Annotated in this window: 16 protein-coding genes and 1 tRNA gene; 6 read left to right on the forward strand and 11 right to left on the reverse strand. The window is 31.0% G+C overall.

The window, feature by feature from the left end:
* Positions 1-116 precede the first annotated feature (116 nt).
* The 7 genes from ilvA to B5464_RS04815 form a co-directional block, all read right to left on the reverse strand.
* Positions 117-1379 carry a threonine ammonia-lyase IlvA gene (gene ilvA / locus B5464_RS04785; RefSeq protein ID WP_079738969.1) on the reverse strand — a complete coding sequence of 421 codons (1263 nt, stop codon included), beginning with the start codon at positions 1377-1379 and terminating at the stop codon, positions 117-119.
* A 74-nt stretch (positions 1380-1453) separates the two neighbouring features.
* Positions 1454-2929: a ketol-acid reductoisomerase gene (ilvC, locus tag B5464_RS04790; protein WP_079737427.1), complete on the reverse strand. Its 1476-nt coding sequence runs from the start codon at positions 2927-2929 to the stop codon at positions 1454-1456.
* 10 nt (positions 2930-2939) lie between these two features.
* Complete coding sequence (ilvN, locus tag B5464_RS04795; protein ID WP_077810270.1) at positions 2940-3470, reverse strand: acetolactate synthase small subunit; 531 nt, start codon at positions 3468-3470, stop codon at positions 2940-2942.
* Position 3471: 1 nt separating this feature from the next.
* On the reverse strand, positions 3472-5205 hold the full coding sequence (gene ilvB, locus B5464_RS04800) for a biosynthetic-type acetolactate synthase large subunit (protein ID WP_079737428.1): 1734 nt from the start codon (positions 5203-5205) through the stop codon (positions 3472-3474).
* An 85-nt stretch (positions 5206-5290) separates the two neighbouring features.
* The gene (gene ilvD, locus B5464_RS04805) at positions 5291-6967 is read right to left on the reverse strand and encodes a dihydroxy-acid dehydratase (protein ID WP_079737429.1); all 1677 of its coding nucleotides are present in this window, start codon (positions 6965-6967) and stop codon (positions 5291-5293) included.
* Between the two features lie 313 nt (positions 6968-7280).
* Complete coding sequence (gene leuB, locus B5464_RS04810) at positions 7281-8402, reverse strand: 3-isopropylmalate dehydrogenase (protein WP_079737430.1); 1122 nt, start codon at positions 8400-8402, stop codon at positions 7281-7283.
* 18 nt (positions 8403-8420) lie between these two features.
* Positions 8421-9596, reverse strand: coding sequence for a 2-isopropylmalate synthase (locus B5464_RS04815; protein ID WP_079737431.1), 1176 nt, complete (start codon positions 9594-9596; stop codon positions 8421-8423).
* Between the two features lie 132 nt (positions 9597-9728).
* Here B5464_RS04815 and B5464_RS04820 point away from each other — a divergent pair, with 132 nt between their 5' ends.
* The 4 genes from B5464_RS04820 to thrC all read left to right on the forward strand — a co-directional run bounded on the left by B5464_RS04820 (position 9729) and on the right by thrC (position 16356).
* Positions 9729-11288 (forward strand): hypothetical protein, encoded by a 1560-nt coding sequence (locus B5464_RS04820; RefSeq protein WP_079737432.1) that lies wholly within the window; start codon positions 9729-9731, stop codon positions 11286-11288.
* 318 nt (positions 11289-11606) lie between these two features.
* Positions 11607-14045: a bifunctional aspartate kinase/homoserine dehydrogenase I gene (thrA, locus tag B5464_RS04825; protein WP_079737433.1), complete on the forward strand. Its 2439-nt coding sequence runs from the start codon at positions 11607-11609 to the stop codon at positions 14043-14045.
* A gap of 4 nt (positions 14046-14049) precedes the next feature.
* On the forward strand, positions 14050-14979 hold the full coding sequence (locus B5464_RS04830; protein ID WP_079738970.1) for a homoserine kinase: 930 nt from the start codon (positions 14050-14052) through the stop codon (positions 14977-14979).
* Between the two features lie 93 nt (positions 14980-15072).
* Positions 15073-16356 (forward strand): threonine synthase, encoded by a 1284-nt coding sequence (gene thrC / locus B5464_RS04835; RefSeq protein ID WP_079738971.1) that lies wholly within the window; start codon positions 15073-15075, stop codon positions 16354-16356.
* Positions 16357-16428: 72 nt separating this feature from the next.
* On the opposite strand, the gene B5464_RS04840 is transcribed toward thrC, so the two are convergent.
* From B5464_RS04840 to B5464_RS04850, 3 genes are all read right to left on the reverse strand, one after another.
* The gene (locus tag B5464_RS04840) at positions 16429-16827 is read right to left on the reverse strand and encodes a VOC family protein (protein ID WP_079737434.1); all 399 of its coding nucleotides are present in this window, start codon (positions 16825-16827) and stop codon (positions 16429-16431) included.
* A 110-nt stretch (positions 16828-16937) separates the two neighbouring features.
* Positions 16938-17459, reverse strand: coding sequence for a DUF421 domain-containing protein (locus tag B5464_RS04845; RefSeq protein ID WP_079737435.1), 522 nt, complete (start codon positions 17457-17459; stop codon positions 16938-16940).
* 74 nt (positions 17460-17533) lie between these two features.
* Positions 17534-17605 (reverse strand) — tRNA-Gln (locus B5464_RS04850).
* Positions 17606-17777: 172 nt separating this feature from the next.
* Here B5464_RS04850 and B5464_RS04855 point away from each other — a divergent pair.
* Positions 17778-20885 (forward strand): DUF2723 domain-containing protein, encoded by a 3108-nt coding sequence (locus B5464_RS04855; protein WP_079737436.1) that lies wholly within the window; start codon positions 17778-17780, stop codon positions 20883-20885.
* Positions 20886-20892: 7 nt separating this feature from the next.
* Positions 20893-21537, forward strand: a complete 645-nt coding sequence (locus B5464_RS04860; RefSeq protein ID WP_231963651.1) for a polysaccharide deacetylase family protein — start codon at positions 20893-20895, stop codon at positions 21535-21537.
* Positions 21538-21645: 108 nt separating this feature from the next.
* Here B5464_RS04860 and B5464_RS04865 read toward each other — a convergent pair whose 3' ends face one another.
* Positions 21646-21939 (reverse strand): co-chaperone YbbN, encoded by a 294-nt coding sequence (locus B5464_RS04865; protein WP_077810280.1) that lies wholly within the window; start codon positions 21937-21939, stop codon positions 21646-21648.
* Positions 21940-21987: the final 48 nt, after the last annotated feature.

Here is a 21987-nt window from a genome sequence, read left to right on the forward strand (position 1 = left end):
ATTAAGAGCTCTAAAAAAACTACTTTAATTAGAGTTCAAAATTAACTAAAATAAGTGTAAAACAGTTCTTTTTAGAGCGAAAAGCCAAAATGTATTTCACTCTTAAGTTGTTTCTTTTAAACTAAGAACTGAAACAAATCTGGTTTATCATTTAAGTAGTCTCCAAAAAAGCTTTTATCTTTCATTCGTTGAATTAAAGGTTCTAAATCTAAAGATGATTTCAGCTCTAAACCAACTACAGCGGCACCATTTTCTCTGTTTGTTTTTTTTGTATATTCAAAATGTGTAATATCATCATTAGGACCAAGAATTTCGGCAACAAACTCTTTTAACGCACCTGCTCTTTGCGGAAATTTCACAATAAAATAATGCTTTAATTTAGCATATAATAATGCTCTTTCTTTTATTTCCGCTGTTCTTGTAATATCATTATTACTTCCACTAACCACACAAACAACATTTTTACCTTTAATTTCATCAGCATAAAAATCTAACGCAGCAATACTTAAAGCACCAGCAGGTTCCACAACAATAGCATCTTTATTATACAAATCTAAAATTGTTTGACAAATTTTACCTTCTGGTACAGTAATTACTTTAGATAAATTTCTATTACAAATGTCAAAGTTTAAATCTCCAACTTTTTTTACCGCGGCACCATCTACAAAAGCATCAATTTTGTCTAAAAAAGTATTTTTATTATTTCTTATAGAAGTTAACATTGATGGCGCTCCTTCTGGCTCTACACCTATTATTTTAGTGTTTGGTGATACGTATTTAAATACGGATGACAATCCTGCTGATAAACCTCCGCCACCAATAGGAACAAAAACATAATCTATTTTTTCTTTTGCTTGATTTAAAATTTCTAAACCAACTGTTGCCTGTCCTTCAATAACTTTTTGATCATTAAAAGGATGAATAAATGTTTTGTTTTTAGCATCACATTCTAATTTTGCTGCATTAAAAGCATCATCAAAAGTATCACCTTCAATAACAATATCAATATAATCTTCACCAAACATTTTAACTTGATTAATTTTTTGTTTTGGTGTTGGCGATGGCATAAAAATAGTACCTTTTACCTGTAATAATTTACAAGATAAGGCTACACCTTGCGCATGATTACCAGCGCTTGCACATACAATTCCGTTTTGCTTTTCTAAATCACTTAAAGAAGACATTTTGTTATAAGCACCTCTAATTTTATAAGAACGCACTACCTGTAAATCTTCTCTTTTAAATAATATATTAGCATTTAACTCTTTAGAGAGATTGTGATTTTTACTTAAAGGAGTTTCAAAAGCAACACCTTGTAAATTACTTGCTGCTTTTTCTATATTCACTAAACTCGGATAATAAATATCTTTATGTTGCATCATTTTTATATAAAATTAAAAACCTGCCAGGTATTAAATCCTGACAGGTTTTATAAAAATTTAAAACATACGTTTTACGCAGTTTTTACTACTTTCATTGCTGTCATAGAAGCTCTTAGTTGCTCTCCTACAATTTCTACAGGATGATTTCTAATAATCTTATTTATTTTAATAAGCTCTATATTATCTACACCATTTTCTGAACTAAACGATTTACCAATAACGTTTGTTGAAACCTTTTTCATGAAATCTGTTAATAAAGGTTTACACGCATGATCAAACAAATAACATCCATATTCTGCAGTATCAGAAATTACACGATTCATTTCTGCCAATTTCATTCTTGCTATTGTATTTGCAATTAATGGCGTTTCATGTAAAGACTCATAATATGCAGAAGCATCAATAATTCCTGACTCTGTCATTGCTTCAAAAGCTAATTCTACACCAGATCTTACAAAAGCAACTAATAACGTTCCGTGATCAAAATACTCTTGTTCTGAAATTTCATCAGAAGTAATTACTTGTTTTTCAAAAGCAGTTTCTCCTGTTGCAGCTCTCCAAGTTAAAAGATTCTTGTCATCATTTGCCCAATCTTCCATCATAGTTTTAGAAAAATGACCTGTCATAATATCATCCATATGTTTTTGGAATAATGGACGCATAATGTCTTTTAATTCTTCAGAAAGTCTAAAAGCTTCTACTTTTGCAGGATTAGACAATCTGTCCATCATGTTAGTGATTCCTCCATGTTTTAAAGCTTCTGTTACAGTTTCCCAACCATACTGAATTAATTTACCCGCATAACCAGGTTCAATTCCTTCTGCCACCATTTTATCAAAAGATAAAATTGCTCCTGTCTGTAACAAACCACATAAAATAGTTTGTTCTCCCATTAAATCAGATTTTACTTCTGCAACAAAAGAAGACTCTAAAACACCTGCTTTATGACCACCTGTTGCAACTGCATAAGCCTTTGCTTGTGCCCAACCTTTTCCCTCTGGATCATTCTCTGGATGCACTGCTATTAAGGTTGGCACTCCAAATCCTCTTTTATACTCTTCTCTAACTTCAGATCCTGGAGACTTTGGCGCCACCATAATTACTGTTAAATCTTCACGAACTTGCATTCCTTCTTCAACAATATTAAAACCGTGAGAATACGATAAAGTAGCACCTTTTTTCATTAAAGGCATTACTGCATTTACAACATTTGTATGTTGCTTATCTGGTGTTAAATTAATTACCACATCTGCTGTTGGCAACATTTCTTCATAACTACCAACTTCAAAATTATTTGAAGATGCATTGATATAAGACTGTCTTTTTTGATCTATTGCAGCCTGTCTTAAAGTATAAGAAATATCTAAGCCAGATTCTCTCATATTTAAACCTTGATTTAAACCTTGTGCTCCACAACCTACAATAACAATTTTCTTCCCTTTTAATACTTCTACTCCGTCTTCAAATTCAGAAGCTTCCATAAAACGGCATTTTCCTAATTGCTCTAATTTTTCTCTTAATGTTAATGTGTTAAAATAATTTGACATTTTTATTTATTTAGTTGTTGTATGTTTCTAATAATTCAGAAATTTTCATTTCTTCTTTGGTTACTGCTATCAAGCCCGATCTAGTATATTGCATAATGCCGAACTCACTTAACTGATTATATAATGCTACTATTTCTTCTTTTTTACCTGATTTTTCTAGAATAAAAAAATCTTTGTTTACCGTTACAATTCTTGCATTACTTTCTTTTATAATATTTTGAATTTGACGCTCTTCAAAAAGAAGCTCAGACTTAATCTTGAACAACCCAGATATTTGATAAATAATATCGTCTAAACTGTGATAGTATGCCTTAATTACTTCTACTTGTTTTTCTATTTGACCTAGTATTTTCTTAATATTAATTTCATCCATATTTACAACAATTGTAAATTTAGATACACCTTCTATTTCTGAAGGAGAAGTATTTAAACTCTCTATATTAATATGTCTTCTTTGAAAAATTGCTGATATCCTATTTAACAAACCAATATTGTTTTCGGTGTAAATAGATACTGTATATAATTGTTTTTCTGTACTCATCTTATTCTAATCTTATATCCGAAACACTAGCTCCTGTTGGTATCATTGGAAACACATTATCTTCTTTCTCTACACACACCTCTAAAAAATAAGCCTCTTTACTCGCCATCATTTCTGCAACAGCATCTGCTAATTCTTCTCTTTTTGTTACTTTTTTAGCTTTAATGTAGTACCCTTCTGCAATCGCTACAAAATTTGGATTCACCATTTCTGTAGAAGCATAACGTTTATCAAAAAACAGTTGTTGCCATTGACGAACCATTCCTAAAAAATCGTTGTTTAAAACAACTACTTTTACTGCTGCTTTTTGCTGAAAAATTGTACCTAATTCTTGAATTGTCATTTGGTAACCACCATCACCAGAAATAGAAACAACCTCTCTCTCTGGTGCAGCCATTTTTGCACCTATTGCTGCTGGCAAACCAAACCCCATTGTTCCTAATCCGCCAGAAGTAATATTACTTTTGGTAACATTAAAATCTGCATATCTACAAGCAATCATTTGATGTTGTCCAACATCAGAAACTATAGCTGCTTCACCTTTACTCTGAATATTGATTTCTTTTAAAACCTCACCCATTGTAATACCTTCTTTCGTAGGATATAGGTCATTTTTTATTACTTTTTCATACTCAACTTCGTACAAATCTTTAAACTCTTGAAGCCAACCTGTATGTTTTGCTTCTTTTAACAATGGCAATAACAAGTCTAAACTAGCCTTTGCATCACCTAAAACTGCGACATCTGTTTTAACATTTTTATCTACCTCGGCAGGATCAATTTCAAAATGAATTATTTTGGCTTGTTTGGCGTATGTAGACAAGCTACCAGTTACACGATCATCAAAACGCATACCTATAGCTATTAACACATCGCATTCGTTAGTTAATTTATTTGGCGCATAATTACCATGCATACCAACCATACCTACATTTAATGGATGTGAAGTTGGAATTGCAGAAGCCCCTAGAATTGTCCAAGCAGCAGGTATGTCTGCTTTTTCCATAACTGCCTTTAATTGCGATTCAGCTTCACTTAAAACAACACCTTGCCCCCAAACAATTAATGGTTTTTTGGCATTATTAATAATTTCTGCTGCCGCTTTTAAAGAAGACGCATCTGTTTTAGGAATCGGATTATAACTTCTTACTTTCGTACATTTTTCATAGAAAAAATCAAGCTCATCCATTTGAGCATCCTTAGTAATATCAATTAAAACAGGTCCTGGTCTTCCGCTTTTTGCTATATAGAAAGCTTTTGCTATTGCCGCAGGAATATCTGAAGCTTTTGTTACTTGACAATTCCACTTTGTTACCGGAGTAGAAATACCGACAATATCTGTCTCTTGAAAAGCGTCTGAACCTAATAAATGAGAAAAAACTTGCCCAGTTATACACACCATTGGTGTAGAATCTATTTGCGCATCTGCAATACCAGTAATTAAATTTGTTGCTCCTGGCCCAGAAGTAGCTATTGCAACACCAACTTTTCCTGAAATTCTAGCATATCCTTGCGCCGAATGCGTTGCACCTTGTTCGTGACGTGTTAATACATGATGAATTTTATCTTGATATTTATACAACTCATCATAAACCGGCATTATTGCACCACCAGGATATCCATAAATAATGTCTGCCCCTTCCTCTATTAGAGACCTAACAATTGCCTCGCTACCAGAAATTCTTTCCGTAGTTTTAGCCGTATTATTTTTATTTTTTATGGTTTTTGTTTCCATATTTTTTATTTTTAGATTAAAGAAAAATAGATTAAAGACACCTTCAATCTTTCTCTCACCTCATATTCTTTATATCTTTTAAAATCTACAAATCAGTAACACATCCTTTAGAAGCAGATGCCACCGTTTTTGCATATTTATATAAAATTCCTTTTTTATGTTTTAATGCTGGCGCAACCCAATTTGCTTTTCTAGCTGCTAATTCTTCATCAGAGATTAAAACATTTATCGAATTGTCTTCTGCACTAATTCTAATTTTATCGCCTGTTTTTAACACTCCAATTGTTCCTCCATTTTGTGCTTCCGGAGTTATGTGCCCAACAACAAAACCATGAGTTCCTCCAGAAAAACGACCATCTGTAATTAAAGCTACAGATTTACCAAGACCAGCACCCATAATTAAAGAAGTTGGTTTTAACATTTCTGGCATTCCTGGTCCTCCTTTTGGCCCCACATACCTAATGACGACTACATCTCCTTTTTCAACCTCTCCGTTAGAAATTCCTGCGTTTGCAGCTTGCTCACCATCATAAACCACTGCTTTTCCTTCAAACAGCAAGCCTTCGTTACCAGAAATTTTTGCTACAGCACCTTCTGTTGCTAAGTTTCCGTATATAATTTGAATATTTCCTGAAGACTTTAAAGCCTTGTCTCTCGGAAAAATTACATCTTGCTCTTCAAACTCCATTGCCTCTACATCTTCTAAATTTTCAGCCAAAGTTTTACCAGTTACTGTTAAACAATCTCCATGTAAAAAACCTTCTTGCAATAAATATTTCATAATTGCAGGCGTACCTCCAACTCCATGAACATCTTCCATTAAATATTTACCAGATGGTTTTAAATCAGCAATTAAAGGAGTTCTATCACTAACTCTTTGAAAATCTTCTAAAGTAAAATCTATTTCTGCCGCATGCGCAATGGCTAAAAAGTGCAATACTGCATTTGTAGAACCACCTAAAGCATTTACTAAAGCCACTGCGTTTTCTAATGATTTTTTAGTTATAATATCTAGAGGTTTTAAATCTAACTCTAATAGATTTTTAATTGCTCTTGCTGTTCTTTCTGCTTCTGATAATTTATTTGGATTTTCTGCAGGAATTGAAGAATTATAAGGCAAAGCAAAACCCATACATTCTATAGCAGACGCCATTGTGTTTGCTGTATACATACCTCCACAAGCGCCAGCACCAGGTATAGCTCTTTTTATAATTTCTTTATATTCCTCTTCCTCTATTTCTCCAGCAACTTTTTGTCCTAAAGCCTCAAATGCAGAAACAATATTTAATTTTCTTCCTTTATAATTTCCAGACGCAATAGAACCACCATACATCATTATTGCTGGTCTATTTAAACGCAACATAGCAATTATAGAACCTGGCATATTTTTATCGCAACCAACAATTGCAACAACAGCATCGTAACTTTGAGCATTCATTACAGTTTCTATAGAATCTGCAATAATATCTCTAGACACTAAAGAATAGTTCATACCAGAAGTTCCCATAGAAATCCCATCAGAAACACCAATGGTATTAAAACCTAACCCTACCATATCTGCAATATTACATTCAACTTTAACCTCGTCTTTTAAACGATTTAAATGCATATTACAAGGATTACCATCATAACCAGTACTTGCAACACCTACTTGGGCTTTGCTCATATCTTCATCTGTTAAGCCTACTGCATATAACATTGCTTGAGATGCTGGTTGAGATTCGTCTTGCGTTAACCTTTTGCTATGTTTATTTAATTCCATTTATTGTTTTGTTCAATTTATTGACTAAATTACTATGTTTCTCTATTTACATTACATAAAATGCAATGATACCGTTTACATTCAGGGATTATAATTAATATTTAAAATATTGAAAACAAGTGTTTTAACTGTTTATTATTATGACATTCAACTTTTGAAAAAATCATAAAAAAACCTTCCATTTGAAGTGGAAGGTTTTATAAAAATATAAATACAACTTCCTCATCAAACCGCAATAATTACGATGACGCTTGTAATTGAAATAATATTTAAAAATGATTTCATCATATATTTTTTATCAGAATTCTAGGGATTAAATAATAGTACTTTGCCCCATGTGAATATTCTTAAAATTAAGGTTACTATCTTCTTGATTAGAAATGTAATCTGCTATAAAATCTCCTACTTTAGATGTTGATGCTGGATATTTATTTTTACCTTTAATATCTTCTGTAGTAATACCTAATAATAAAGATTTTTCTACAGCTCTTTCGATTGCATCTGCTTCTTCATGCAAGCCTAAATGTTCTAACATCATAGCTGCAGATAAAATTGACGCTAAGGGATTTGCTATATCTTTTCCTTTTGCTTGTGGAAAAGAGCCATGAATTGGCTCGAACAAAGCGTTTCTTTTTCCTAAGGATGATGACGCTAATAAACCGATAGAACCACCAATTACACTTGCTTCATCAGAAATAATATCGCCAAATAAATTTTCTGTAAGAATTACATCAAATTGTTTAGGGTTTAAAATTAACTGCATTGCAGCGTTATCTACAAACAAAAACTCTAACTTAACGTCTTTATACTGTTTTGCAATTTCGGCAACTGTTTTTCTCCATAAACGAGAAGTTTCTAAAACGTTTGCTTTATCTACCAAAGTCACTTTTTTTCTTCTAGTTTGCGCAGCTTTAAAAGCTAAATGAGAAATTCTAGATATTTCTTCAACATCATAAGAACAACCATCGAAAGCAGATTTACCATCTTCGCTTACTTCTTTTTTTCCGAAGTAAATTCCGCCCGTTAATTCTCTAAAAATTGCAATATCTGTACCTTTTATAATTTCTCTTTTTAAAGGAGAGTTTTTAATTAAACTATCATAAGCCTTTACAGGTCTAACGTTACAAAACAAACCTAATGTTTGTCTTAATTTTAATAAACCTTGTTCTGGTCTTACTTTTGCAGATGGATCGTTATCATACTTTGGATCGCCAATAGCGCCAAACAAAATTGCATCTGCATTTTTACAAGTTTTTATAGTTTCATCTGGCAAAGGATTGCCTGTTGCATCAATAGCACATGCGCCCATTTGCGCTTCTTCGTACAAAAATATATGATCATACACTTCTGCAATAGCATCTAATGCTTTTTTTGCTTGATTGGTAACCTCTGGACCAATACCATCTCCCGGAATTACTGCTATTGTATATTTCATACTTTTATTATTAAATTGTTATGCCATTGCTATTTTAGAAGTCTTATTTACTTCTTTCATTATATTATGAATGTCTTGATCTTTTACTTCTTTTTGCTTGTCTGCTGTTTCTAAAAAAGAGCTATACGCTTCATCTAGTTGAACTTTTGTTAGTTCGTAACCAATCTTTTTTGCTCTGTAAGCCAATGCTGCTCTACCGCTTCTTGCTGTTAAAACAATTGCACTTTCTGTTACACCTACATCTTCAGGATCCATAATTTCATAGGTTTCTCTGTTTTTAATTACACCATCTTGATGTATACCAGAACTATGTGCAAATGCATTTGCACCAACTATTGCCTTGTTTGGCTGCACAGGCATACCCATACTTTCTCTTACCATTATAGATGTATCGTATAATAATTTAGAGTTAACTGTTGTTTCTAAATTAAGGTAAGGATGTTGTTTTAAAACCATAACAACTTCTTCTAAAGCTGTATTTCCTGCTCTTTCTCCAATACCATTAATTGTACATTCTATTTGTCTTGCTCCGTTTATAACACCAGCAATAGAGTTTGCAGTAGCCATACCTAAATCGTTATGACAATGACAAGATAGAATTACATTTTCTATACCTTTTACATTTTCTCTTAAATACTTAATTTTTGCACCATATTCTTCTGGTAAACAATATCCTGTAGTATCTGGAATATTTAACACTGTTGCTCCTGCTTTAATTACTGCTTCACAAACCCTTGCCAAATACTCATTATCTGTTCTACCTGCATCTTCTGCATAAAACTCTACATCATTTACAAAAGACTTAGAATAAGAAACGGCTTTTACAGCTCTTTCTATAACTTGTTCTCTTGTAGAATTAAACTTAAATTTTATATGAGAATCACTTGTACCAATACCTGTATGAATTCTTGGGAATTTTGCATTTTTTAACGCCTCTGCTGCAACTTTAATATCATTTTCTACAGCTCTTGTTAAACCGCAAACTGTTGCGTTTTTTACAATTTTTGCAATTTCAGAAACCGAATTAAAATCTCCAGGACTAGAAACAGGAAAACCAGCTTCTATAACATTTACGCCCAATAAATCTAATCTCTCTGCAATTACTAGTTTTTGATTAGTGTCTAATTTACACCCAGGAACTTGCTCTCCATCTCTAAGGGTTGTATCGAAAATTTGTACTTGATTGTCTTGCATAATTTGTATAAAGATTGTCCTTATTATAAATCAAATATATATCTTGCCTTTCCAATCTATTTATTAACTTTAGGCAATACACGATTTCTAAAACAAATCAAAAATATTTAAAAAACTGACTACCAATATATTATGAGTAAAATCATTACATCCGTCAATCAACAAAATGATGCTTTATTTGTTCTTATTAAGTCTTTAACAAAGTCTGAAAAGAGACAATTTAACCTATATGTAGGTCGATTGGGTGGTAATATTGATGCAAAGTTTTTTTCTTTATTTAAGTTTTTAGAAAAGCTAAAAGTCTATGATGAAAAAGTAATTATTGGAAGCGGAATCGTATCTAAACAACAACTTTCTAATTTAAAAGCGCATTTATATAAACAAATATTAATTAGTCTACGTTTAAACCCTGCTCATAAAAATGTAAGGATTCAAATAAGAGAACAATTAGATTTTGCAACCGTACTTTACCAGAAAGGATTGTACAAACAAAGTTTAAAATTACTAGAAAAAGCCAAAAACATGGCTTTAGATAATGAAGAGAAAAATATTGCTTACGAAATTGTAGAATTAGAAAAGGTAATAGAAACACAATATATAACAAGAAGTATTAGCACAAGAGCAGATCAATTATCTGTGCAAGCAAAAGAGCTAAGTCAGCAGAATGTTATCGCTAGTAAACTCTCGAATTTGTCACTGCAATTATATAGTCACTTATTACAAAATGGCTATGTAAAAAATGAAGAAGAATTATTGTTTGTAGAGAAGTATTTTAACAGCAAAATGCCTAAATACAAATATCAAAACTTAGGTTTTAGAGAAAAGCTTTGGTTATATAAAGCCCATTTGTGGCATAGTTTTCTGATTCAAGATTTTTTACTTAGTTACAAATACGCTAAAAAATGTGTCGATTTATTTGACAATTCTAAATTAATCAACTTACATCCTGTTTTTTATTTAAAATCTAAAAACTACCTTTTAGAAGCTTCTTTTTTAGTAAAAAAAACATCAACATTTAAAGAAGAATTAGCTGCATTTGAAACCGAAATAGAAAATAAAGAAATTCCGTTAAACACAAATACAGAACTATTAATCTTTTTGTATTTCTACTCTAATAAACTGCACCTTCACTTTTTAGAAGGAACTTTCGAGCAAGGTGAATATTTAGTAGAAATTATAAATGACAAAATAGAAAAGTACAAAAATAGATTAGACAATCATTATGTGGTACTGCTGTATTATAAAATTGCATGTTTGTACTTCGGAATGGGAGAAAACAGGTTATGTATTGCTTATTTACAAAAGATTATTAAGTCTAAAAACTTAAGTTCCGCAGAAGATTTACAGTGTTTTGCCCGTATATTAAACCTAATAGCACATTACGAATGTGGTTTAGATTACGATTTAGAAAGACAATTTGTAGACACTTATAAGTTTCTATTAAAAATGGAAAACTTACAAGAAGTGCAAAAAGTATTTTTAACTTCTATTAGAGATTTAAGCGATGTTTTTCCGCATGAAATTAAAAACGAATTCAAAAAAATTCATGCAAAACTTAAAGTCTTCGAAAATCATCCGTATGAAAAAAGAGCTTTTTTATACTTAGATATTTTATCTTGGTTAGAAAGTAAGATCGAAAACAAAACTATAGCTACAATAATTAAAGAAAAATCAAAATTGATTTCAAAATAATTTCATATTTATATTTTTAATACTTAAATTTTACATATTACACATAAATTAACCTAAAAGTTAAAATAATTCTCATTATTTAAGTCGCTATTAAATATAAATAATACATTTGTTGCGTGAGTAATTCTAATTTACATACAAAAACTTTAAAAACTATTTCTATAGTTGGTATTTCTATGGCTACTATTACACGCACATCTTCTACAACAATTACCCTTTAGGGGTTTTTATATATTCATATCACCTTAGGTTATACATAATTTCGATTTCTCGAAGTTACATCAATAAAAAATAAATTACACAAACTATTCATTACCAATGAAAGTATTAAAATTTGGCGGATCATCTGTCGCAAGCTCAGAAAACATAGAAAAAGTTTTAGCCATAATTGCTAAAGAATCTAAAAATGAAAAAGTAGCAATTGTTGTTTCTGCTTTTGGTAAAACCACAGACAAACTTTTGGCCGCTGCAAACGAGGCTATTGTTGATATCAATATTGCTAAAAACACTTTAGAAACTATAAAAAATTTACATTTTGAAATTATAGAAAACCTTATCACTAAAGATATGGATGTAGTTTCAAAAGAAGTTTTTAACTTATTTAAAAGATTAAATTCTATTTACGAAGGTATCTTTTTACTACAAGAATTATCTGATAAAACATTAGCAAAAGTTGCTAGTTTTGGCGAAAGATTATCTTCTTTTATTATTGCCAATGCTGCTAAAGAAACTTTAAATGCTAGCCATAAAGAAAGTAGAGATTTAATAATTACGAACAACAATCACTTAAACGCACAGGTTAATTTTAAAATTTCTAACGAAAACATTACCACTTACTTTAACAACAATAATAATCAAGTTGTTATTTTAGGCGGATTTATTGCATCTAATTCCGCTAAAGAAACTACCACTTTAGGTAGAGGTGGTTCAGATTTTACAGCTTCTATTTATGCAGCTGCATTAGATGCTAATGAGCTTCAAATCTGGACAGATGTTAGCGGAATGTACACAGCAAATCCTAGAATTGTAAAACAAGCTTTTCCTATTTCAGAAATTTCTTATGAAGAAGCAATGGAATTATCTCATTTCGGAGCAAAAGTATTGTATCCACCAACAATTCAGCCATCTTTAAGAAAAGAAATCCCTATTAGAATTAAAAACACTTTCGATCCAGAAAATAGCGGAACTTTAATTTCTAAAAACCCAAAAAACAATAACGGAGTTAAAGGAATTTCTCATATTGAAGACATCAGCTTAATTACTTTAGAAGGTGGCGGAATGATTGGAATTCCAGGTTTTTCGAAACGTTTATTCGAAACACTTTCTCAAGAAAAAATAAATGTAGTTTTTATAACTCAGGCTTCTTCAGAACATTCTATTTGTGTTGGTGTTTATGAAAATGATGCTTTAAAATCAAAAGAATTATTAGAAGAAACTTTTAGCATAGAAATTGCTAGAAAAAAAATAAAACCAATTATTGTAGAAAGTAATTTGGCAATAATTGCTGTTGTTGGCGAAAGCATGAAAAATCATCAAGGTTTAAGCGGTCAAATGTTTAGCGCATTGGGTAGAAACAACGTAAATGTTAGAGCAATTGCACAAGGTTCATCAGAAAAAAACATTTCTGCAGTAATTAATAAATATGATGCTAAAAAGGCTCTTACAACTTTACACGAGCAATTTTTTGAAGAAAAAATAAAACAATTAAACCTTTTTGTTACAGGTGTTGGTAATGTTGGCGAACGATTTTTAGCTCAAATTAATCAGCAAAAAAAGTTTTTAAAAGAAAACTTAAAATTAAAAATTAAAGTGATTGGTATTGCAAATTCTAAAAAAATGTTTTTTGATGAAAGCGGTATCAACCTAAAAAACTGGAAAGAGGCTTTAAATAACGGCGAACCAACTAGTCTTGATAGTTTTTACAATAAAGTTAAAGCTTGCAACCTAGTAAACAGTGTGTTTGTAGATAATACAGCAAATAAAGAAGTCTCAGAAATTTACGAAAAATATTTACGTGAAAGTATTTCTGTAGTTACTTGTAATAAAATTGCTTGCGCATCTAGCTTTAGTAATTACAAAACCTTAAAAGAAGTTTCTAGAAAATATAATGCTTCATTTTTATTCGAAACAAACGTTGGTGCCGGTTTACCAATTATAGACACGCTAAAAAACTTGATAAATTCTGGCGATAGAATTCATAAAATTCAAGCAGTTTTATCTGGTAGCTTAAACTTTGTTTTTAATAATTTTGATGAAGATGCAACTTTTCATGATGTTGTGGCAGAAGCTCAAAAAGAAGGTTATACAGAACCAGATCCAAAAATAGATTTAAGCGGTGTAGATGTTGCTAGAAAAATTTTAATTTTAGCTAGAGAAAGTGGCTATAATTTAGAATTAGAAGACATTACAAACAATTCTTTTTTGCTAGAAGAAAGTCTTGCAACTTCAAATAACAAAGATTTTTATGATTCGTTAATTAAAAATGAAACACATTTTCAGCATATTTTTCAAGAAGCAAACGATAAAGAGTGTAGATTAAAGTATGTTGCCGAATTCGAAAACGGTAAAGCAAATGTTGGTTTACAACATATTTCTGCAGATCATCCTTTTTATAATTTAGAAGGTAGCGATAATATTGTACTTTTCTTTACAGAAAGATATCCAGAAAATCCATTAATTATAAAAGGTGCTGGTGCTGGTGCAGATGTTACTGCTTCTGGTATTTTTGCTGATGTTATTAGAATTGCAAATCAATAAAATGATGAATTATCTAAAAATATTTTCTCCAGCAACAGTTGCCAATGTTTCTTGCGGATTTGATTCTCTTGGCTTTGCTGTTGATGCTATTGGCGATGAAATGACTTTTACAAAAACGCAAGAAAAAGGAGTTAAAATAACAAATATTACAGGCGCAAATTTAACATATAATGTTGATAAAAATGCAGCAAGTGCAGTAGTAAAAAAAATGCTAGAAGATTCAAATGCAGATTTTGGCGTAGCTTTAACAATTCACAAAGGTTTTTCTCCGGGTAGCGGCTTAGGTAGTTCTGCTGCAAGTGCTGCGGGTGCTGCTTTTGGTACAAATAAATTACTTAACAACGTGTTTTCTAATTTAGAACTTACAAAATTTGCTATGTTTGGCGAAAAAGTTGCTTGCGGTTCTGCAATTGCAGATAATGTTGCAGCTGCAATTTATGGTGGTTTTGTATTGGTTAGAAGCTACGAGCCTTTAGAAATCATAAAATTACCTGTACCAAATGAGTTAAGAGCTATTGCTATTCATCCGCAGATAGAAGTAAAAACAAAAGATGCTAGAGAAGTATTACCTTCTAAAATAGCCTTAAACGATGCGGTTACACAATGGGCAAATGTTGGTGGGTTAATTAGCGGTTTATACACAAACAATTATCAATTAATTAGTAATTCTTTGGTTGATATTATAGTAGAACCGCATCGAAAAAAATTAATTCCATTTTTTGACAACGTAAAAAACAGTGCTTTAAAAGCAGGTGCTTTAGGTGCCGGAATTAGTGGTTCTGGTCCAACAATTTTTGCACTTTGTAAAGGTGATGAAATTGCGAATAAAGTACATCAAAGCATCAAAGAAACTTACAAACAAACAGGTATCGATTTTGAAATGTACATTTCGAAAGTAAATCCTAATGGTATGAAAATATTAAATAGTAATTAATCGTCATTACGCAGGAAGAAAAAGACTAAAGTAATCTCTTTTTAACAAGTCGGTTGCTTTTTTTCTCTCGCAATGACTAATAATCAAAAAAAAATGAACTATTACAGTTTACATCATAAATCACCAAAATCAACATTTAAAAACGCCGTTGTACAAGGTTTAGCAAAAGATAGAGGAATTTATTTTCCAGATAATATCACGCCACTTTCTAGCGATTTCATCGAAAATATATCAGATTACTCTAATCATGAAATTGCTTATGAAGTAATTAAGCAATTTGTAGGTGATGAAATTCCAACAGAAAAATTAAAAGAAATAATTGCAAATACAGTTTCATTCGATTTTCCTTTGGTGAAGGTTGATAAAAATATTGCGTCTTTAGAGCTTTTTCACGGACCAACAATGGCTTTTAAAGATGTTGGTGCAAAATTTATGGCACAATGCCTAGAATATTTTAATAAAGACAATTCAGAAGAAGTAACTGTTTTGGTTGCAACTTCCGGAGACACAGGTGGCGCGGTAGCGAATGGATTTTTAGGTGCAAAAGGTGTAAATGTTGTTATTTTATACCCTTCAGGCAAAGTAAGCGACATTCAAGAAAAACAATTAACAACTTTAGGACAAAATATAATAGCTTTAGAAGTAGATGGTGTTTTTGACGATTGCCAAGAAATGGTAAAAACTGCTTTTTTAGATGAAGAAATAACCAAAACTTTAACCTCTGCAAATTCTATTAATGTAGCTAGATGGTTACCGCAGATGTTCTATTTTTTCTTTGCTTACAAAGAACTACATAAGCAACATAAAGATATTGTTTTTTCTGTTCCTAGCGGAAACTTTGGTAATATTTGTGCCGGAATTATGGCTCAGAAAATTGGCTTACCTGTAAAGCATTTTGTTGCATCAACAAACGTTAATGACACGGTTCCAAACTACTTAAAAGATGGCGTTTACAAGCCAAAACCATCAAAAGCAACTATTTCTAATGCTATGGATGTTGGGAATCCAAGTAACTTTATAAGAATTCAAGAATTATTTAACAATGATTTAGAAGCTTTAAAAAATGCATTTTCTTCTTACAGTTTTTCTGATGATGAAACAAAAGCGACAATGAAAGAAATTTATAAAAACTCTGGTTATGTTGCAGACCCTCATGGCGCTGTTGGTTATCTAGGTTTACAAGAATATAAATTAAAAGATAGTGATTTTGGTGTGTTTTTAGAAACTGCGCATCCTGTTAAGTTTTTAGATGTTGTAGAAGAAACATTGCCTGTTAAAGTTGAAATTCCTAAACAAATAAAAAAGGTAATTAATAATAAAAAAGTTTCTTTAAAAGTTTCTAATTATCAAGACTTAAAAGATTTTCTGTTAAAATAATAACTTTTTAAAGCATAAAAAAAAAGGATTACAACAGAGCTGTAATCCTTTTTTTTATGTTATAATAGAAATTTAGTTTTTAGCATTTACCATCCAATTTACACCAAACTCATCTGTACATCTTCCAAAAAAACCCCATTCTCTTTCTCTAAACTCGTGATGCACAACTCCGTTTTTAGATAAATTTTCAAAAACAGATTTTGCTTCTTCTTTTTGATTAAAATCTACACTCATATGCACTTGATTTCCAGAATTTATTGGAGTATCTGGCGCAGCATCATAAGCCATAAAATTAACACCTTTACCTTTTAATTCTGCGTGTTGTAGTTTTTTTCTATATGATGATGGCACATCAATTTTCTTGTCTTCGTATGTTATTCTATTCTCTACTTTTGCATCAAATAATTCTCCATAAAAATTTAATGCCTCTTGACAATTTCCATCGAACGCTAAATAAGATTGTACTTTCATTTTTCTAAATTTTAAAGATTAATATTCTATGATTCAAAAATAGAATACTACTACTTTATGCTTTAGCTTAAATGATTTTTATATTAACGCTATCTCTATTTTTAGATAAATTAGCGATCTAAGACATCTTTAATCAACCAATCATCTACAGATAATTCTTCTGATGAATGTAAAACAGAAATATCACCTGTAGTCTCAAAAATTACAGCTTTTACTTCAGATAATTTTAAAACATTTGCTTCTCTTAACTTCGCTCTTAAATCTCCTTCGGTAACCTGTGCCTTTTTAAGGTTTTCCCACAAAATTTGATCATTCTTCATTAAAAATAAAGGCTCGTTATCTACAATATTTCTAAAAAACTGAAACCTTCTTAAATATGCGGTTACGCCTTGTAATACATAAATTGTAGTCAAACCAAATACACCTTCAAATAAAGAAACCGATTTAGACAGTAATGTTGATGCAATAATAGAACCTATTGCAATTGTGCAAGCAAAATCGAAACTAGACATTTTAGAAAAGCTACGTTTGCCGAAAATTTTAGTGAGTAATATTATGATAATATAGATACCCAAACAAGATATAAATATAAATTGCAGTGTATTATAATTGGTAAAAATCCATTCTTTCATGTTCTTATTTTTGTATAAAAATATAAGAAACAAATAAAAAGTCCTAACAAATTTAATTTGTTAGGACTTTTTTGTTGGCCTACAAGGACTCGAACCTTGAATGTCGGTACCAAAAACCGGTGTGTTACCAATTACACCATAGGCCAATGCTTTAATGCGGGTGCAAATTTAAAACTTTCTTTTAAACTCACAAACATTTTTAAATATTTTTTTTCTTTAACAAAGATTTATGAGCTTTTTTAAGTCTAAATACCCACTTTTAAATGTTTATATATTTATTTATTGTTAAATTCGCCCACACATAATTAAGTATTTCTTATGACATCAGCAAACTTTAAAAAATGGAATATCATTTTAGGATGGTTCACATTTGTAATTGCGCTAATAACCTACTCTTTAACAATAGAACCAACAGTTAGTGCTTGGGATGTTGGAGAATATATAGCAACTTCTGTAAAACTAGAAGTTGGGCATCCGCCAGGTGCACCTTTATTTCAAATGTTAGGCGCATTTTTTGCAATGTTTACATCAGAAAGTTCTGAAATTGCCAAAATGGTAAACTTTATGTCTGCTTTAGCTAGTGCATTTACTATTTTGTTTATGTTCTGGACTATTACCAATTTAGGTGAAAAATTAGCTTTAAAATCAGGAAAATTAACAGATGGTAGCTATATAGCAATTTTAGGAAGTAGTATTGTAGGTTCTTTAGCCTATACTTTTTCTGATAGTTTTTGGTTTAGTGCCGTAGAAGGAGAAGTGTATGCGATGTCTTCTTTTTTAATGGCTATTTTATTTTGGCTAGGTCTTAAATGGGAAAGTGAATTACACACTGCACGTGGTAACAAATGGCTAATTCTAATAAGTTTTGTTGTTGGTTTATCTTTTGGTGTTCATATTTTATCATTACTTGTAATTCCTGCAATTGTAATGTTATATTTCTTTAAGACTTATAAAAACATCAATCTAAAATCTACAGCTATTGCAACAGTTTTATCTGTTTTTGTTTTAGCTTTTGTTTTTAAGTTTTTATTTCCTTTTACACTTAAGTTTTTTAGTGCTTCAGAATTATTTTTTATTAATACAATTGGCTTACCATACAATTCTGGTAGTATTATTGCAGCAATTATTCTAATGGCTCTTTTCTTCTTCGGATTAAAATACACTCGAAAAAAGAAAAAAGTACACACAAATACACTAATACTTGCTATTTTATTTATTATGATTGGTTTCTCGTCTTGGATGATGTTACCAATTAGAGCAAACGCAAACACTACAATTAACGAAAACAACCCTTCTAGTGCTAGAGAATTATTAGCCTATTACGAACGTGAGCAATATGGTGACGCAAATGTGTTTTACGACACTTATTACTCTAATAAATACAGCAGAGAACAAGATGCAAACAATCCTTTAAAGGATGACAAGCCTAAATACGAAAAGAAAAATGGGAAATATGTTATTGTAAATAAATACAAGAATGTTGTACCAAATTATTCTGATAAGCATAAAGGTTTTATTCCAAGAATGGTAGATCCTGCATCCGAAGAAATGTATAAAAAAATTGCAGGTATTCCTTTAAACAGTAAAAGAAGACCCACTTTTGGCGAAAACCTAAGGTTTATGTTTAGCTATCAATTTGGTTATATGTATGGTCGTTATTTTATGTGGAATTTTGTTGGAAGACAAAACGATATTCAAGGTCGATTAGATTTATTTAACGGAAACTGGATTAGCGGTATCGATGCTATCGACGAAGTTCGATTAGGCTCTCAGCAACAATTACCGTCTCAAGTTTTAGAAAATAAAGGAAGAAATAAATATTATTTTTTACCATTAATTTTAGGATTAATCGGTTTATTTTTTCAAGTAAAATGGGATAAGGAAAACTTCTTTACACTTTTCTTATTTTTCGCTTTTACTGGTTTTGCAATTATATTTTACACAAACCCAAAACCTTTTGAACCTAGAGAAAGAGATTATGCGGTTGTAGGTAGTTTTTACATTTTTGCAATATGGATTGGCTTTGGAGTTCTAGCACTTTATGAATACTTAAAGAGTGTTGCCAATAAAAAAACGATTGCAATTGTAGTTTCTGTAATAACACTTTTAGCAGTTCCAACATTAATGGCATCAGAAAACTGGGACGATCACGATAGATCTAATAGATATACAACACGTTTAAACGCACAAGCTTATTTAGAAAGTTGCGATGAAAACGCAATTATGTTTACCATTGGAGATAATGATACTTTCCCGCTTTGGTACATGCAAGAAGTAGAAGGTATTAGAATCGATTTAAAGCTAGTAAACACAAGTTTATTTGCTACAGATTGGTATATCGACCAAATGAAAAGAGCAACTTATGATGCTCCTCCGATTCCGTCTCAATTAAACCACGATCAATATAAATATGGTAGTTTAGATATTGCATATCATATAGAACACCCAAGATTTAAAGACTCTATTATAGAAATTAAAGATTTTATGCGTTGGATTTCTTCTGATAGTGATGCAACTTATTATATTGTTGAAGAAGAAAATATCAAAGAAAAATATTATCCTACAAACAGAATTAGAATTCCTGTAAACAAAGAAAACGTTTTAAAAAGCGGAATTGTTGCACAAAAAGATGCAGACAAAATTGTAGACTTTATAGATATTACTATTGATGATAGAGGCATTACAAAAAACCGCCTTTTAATGTTAGATATCTTAGCAAATAACGACTGGAAACGCCCAATTTACTTTACTGGTGGTGCAAATGCCGATGAAGAATATATTTGGTTAAAAGACTATTTACAGTTAGATGGTTTGGCTTTTAAATTAGTACCAATTAAAACGCCAGCAAAATATATAGACGAAGCTGGCAGACCAAGAGAAGTAAGTTTGTTTGATATTGGTAGAATAGATGCTGATAAAATGTACGCCAACATTAATAAACTAGATTGGAAAAATATAAATAGTGGCGAAATCTATTTAGACGAACAAACAAAAAGAAATGCAATTTCACTTAGAAACAGCCTAATGCGCTTATCTGATGCTTTTGCAAAACAAGGTGACACAATTAAAGCTGTAGAAGTATTAGACTTATCTTTAAGCAAAATGCCTATTGAAGATTTTGATCACTACAGTTTATCTTTGGGGTATCCAGAAATGTATTATAATTTAGGAGAAAACAATAAAGCAAAAGCAACAGCAGAAACACTAAGTAGATTAATAATCGAAAAACTAACTTGGTTAAGTACGTTTGACAAAAATGATAGTGATTTAATTTTTGATGAAATAGACCAATCTTTATACATGTTTAAGAACCTAATAGATCAAGTAGAAAGAGGTAGCAATGATAAAGATTACGTTTCTAAAATTCAGACAGATTTTATGGACACTGTAAAACTTTTTGGGCATTTAATGCCAGACGAAGAGTAACACAAAAATGAAAGCATATTTCCCCGGAACGCCAGATTTTATAATGAGATTATTCTCTAAATACATCTGGCGTTTTTCTTTAGAAAAAAAAGAAGTTTTTTTAACTTTTGATGATGGCCCAACTCCAGAAATTACACGATTTGTTCTAAATGAATTGAAAAAATACGATGCAAAAGCAACTTTTTTTTGCATTGGAAAAAACATTGAGAATGAACCTGAAATTTTTAACGATATAATTTCTGATGGACATACAATAGGTAATCACACTCAAAATCATTTTAATGGCTGGAAAAACGATACATCTGTATATATTGATAACGTTTTAACTTGTGAAAAAAGCATACTAAAACATTCTAACCAAAATTCTGACTCTAAATTATTTAGACCGCCTTACGGAAAAATTAAAAAATCGCAAGCTAGAATTTTAATAGAAAAAGGCTTTAAAATAATTATGTGGACGGTTTTGTCTGGTGATTTTGACACTAAGTTATCTAAAGAGAATTGCCTACAAAATGTTTTAAAAAACGTAAACAACGGTAGTATTATTGTTTTTCATGATAGTGTAAAAGCTGCCGAAAAAGTTACTTATGTACTGCCAAAGGTTTTAGAAAAACTTTCTAAGCAAGGTTTTATTTTTAAGGCCATAGAATAATTGCTAAAAGATAAAAGTTAGCAAATAGTTTAGCCCTGATTGAGCGGCATGTTTGAGCTCTTTTCTAGGAACGAAGAAAAAGCGAGTAGCGAAAGCAGGAAATAGCTTCTAAAAATACTGCTGCACCAAGCCAATTAATGTGTTTGCGTCTTGATAACCTGTTTGACGCCATTTCATTTCGCCATTTTTATAGATCATAAACGTTGGGTTTCCTTTTACACGCAAAGCATCTGCAAGAACTTCGTTTTTATTAATGTCTATTTTAATAACTTTTGCTCTATCACCTAATGCTGCTGCTACACTTCTTAGGGTTTCTACGGTAGTTTCTGCATCCGAAAGTTCTGCATAGAAATCTATAAGAACTGGTTTATGAACACTGATTAATTCTCCAAATTTTGTCATGATATAAGTTTTTTAAGAGGTAAAAACGTATAAATTAGTCAATTGTTA

Origin of the sequence: Polaribacter sp. KT 15 (assembly GCF_900143115.1) — a bacterium.
Classification (GTDB): domain Bacteria; phylum Bacteroidota; class Bacteroidia; order Flavobacteriales; family Flavobacteriaceae; genus Polaribacter; species Polaribacter marinaquae.

Excerpts from the sequence above, each read along its gene's own strand:
- B5464_RS04865 (WP_077810280.1), bottom strand. The coding sequence starts at position 21,939 with ATGACAAAATTTGGAGAATTAATCAGTGTTCATAAACCAGTTCTTATA.
- B5464_RS04855 (WP_079737436.1), top strand. The coding sequence starts at position 17,778 with ATGACATCAGCAAACTTTAAAAAATGGAATATCATTTTAGGATGGTTC.
- B5464_RS04815 (WP_079737431.1), bottom strand. The coding sequence starts at position 9,596 with ATGCAAGACAATCAAGTACAAATTTTCGATACAACCCTTAGAGATGGA.
- B5464_RS04860 (WP_231963651.1), top strand. The coding sequence starts at position 20,893 with ATGAAAGCATATTTCCCCGGAACGCCAGATTTTATAATGAGATTATTC.
- leuB (WP_079737430.1), bottom strand. The coding sequence starts at position 8,402 with ATGAAATATACAATAGCAGTAATTCCGGGAGATGGTATTGGTCCAGAG.
- B5464_RS04845 (WP_079737435.1), bottom strand. The coding sequence starts at position 17,459 with ATGAAAGAATGGATTTTTACCAATTATAATACACTGCAATTTATATTT.
- thrA (WP_079737433.1), top strand. The coding sequence starts at position 11,607 with ATGAAAGTATTAAAATTTGGCGGATCATCTGTCGCAAGCTCAGAAAAC.
- ilvD (WP_079737429.1), bottom strand. The coding sequence starts at position 6,967 with ATGGAATTAAATAAACATAGCAAAAGGTTAACGCAAGACGAATCTCAA.
- B5464_RS04840 (WP_079737434.1), bottom strand. The coding sequence starts at position 16,827 with ATGAAAGTACAATCTTATTTAGCGTTCGATGGAAATTGTCAAGAGGCA.
- ilvB (WP_079737428.1), bottom strand. The coding sequence starts at position 5,205 with ATGGAAACAAAAACCATAAAAAATAAAAATAATACGGCTAAAACTACG.
- thrC (WP_079738971.1), top strand. The coding sequence starts at position 15,073 with ATGAACTATTACAGTTTACATCATAAATCACCAAAATCAACATTTAAA.
- ilvC (WP_079737427.1), bottom strand. The coding sequence starts at position 2,929 with ATGTCAAATTATTTTAACACATTAACATTAAGAGAAAAATTAGAGCAA.
- ilvN (WP_077810270.1), bottom strand. The coding sequence starts at position 3,470 with ATGAGTACAGAAAAACAATTATATACAGTATCTATTTACACCGAAAAC.
- B5464_RS04830 (WP_079738970.1), top strand. The coding sequence starts at position 14,050 with ATGAATTATCTAAAAATATTTTCTCCAGCAACAGTTGCCAATGTTTCT.
- B5464_RS04820 (WP_079737432.1), top strand. The coding sequence starts at position 9,729 with ATGAGTAAAATCATTACATCCGTCAATCAACAAAATGATGCTTTATTT.
- ilvA (WP_079738969.1), bottom strand. The coding sequence starts at position 1,379 with ATGCAACATAAAGATATTTATTATCCGAGTTTAGTGAATATAGAAAAA.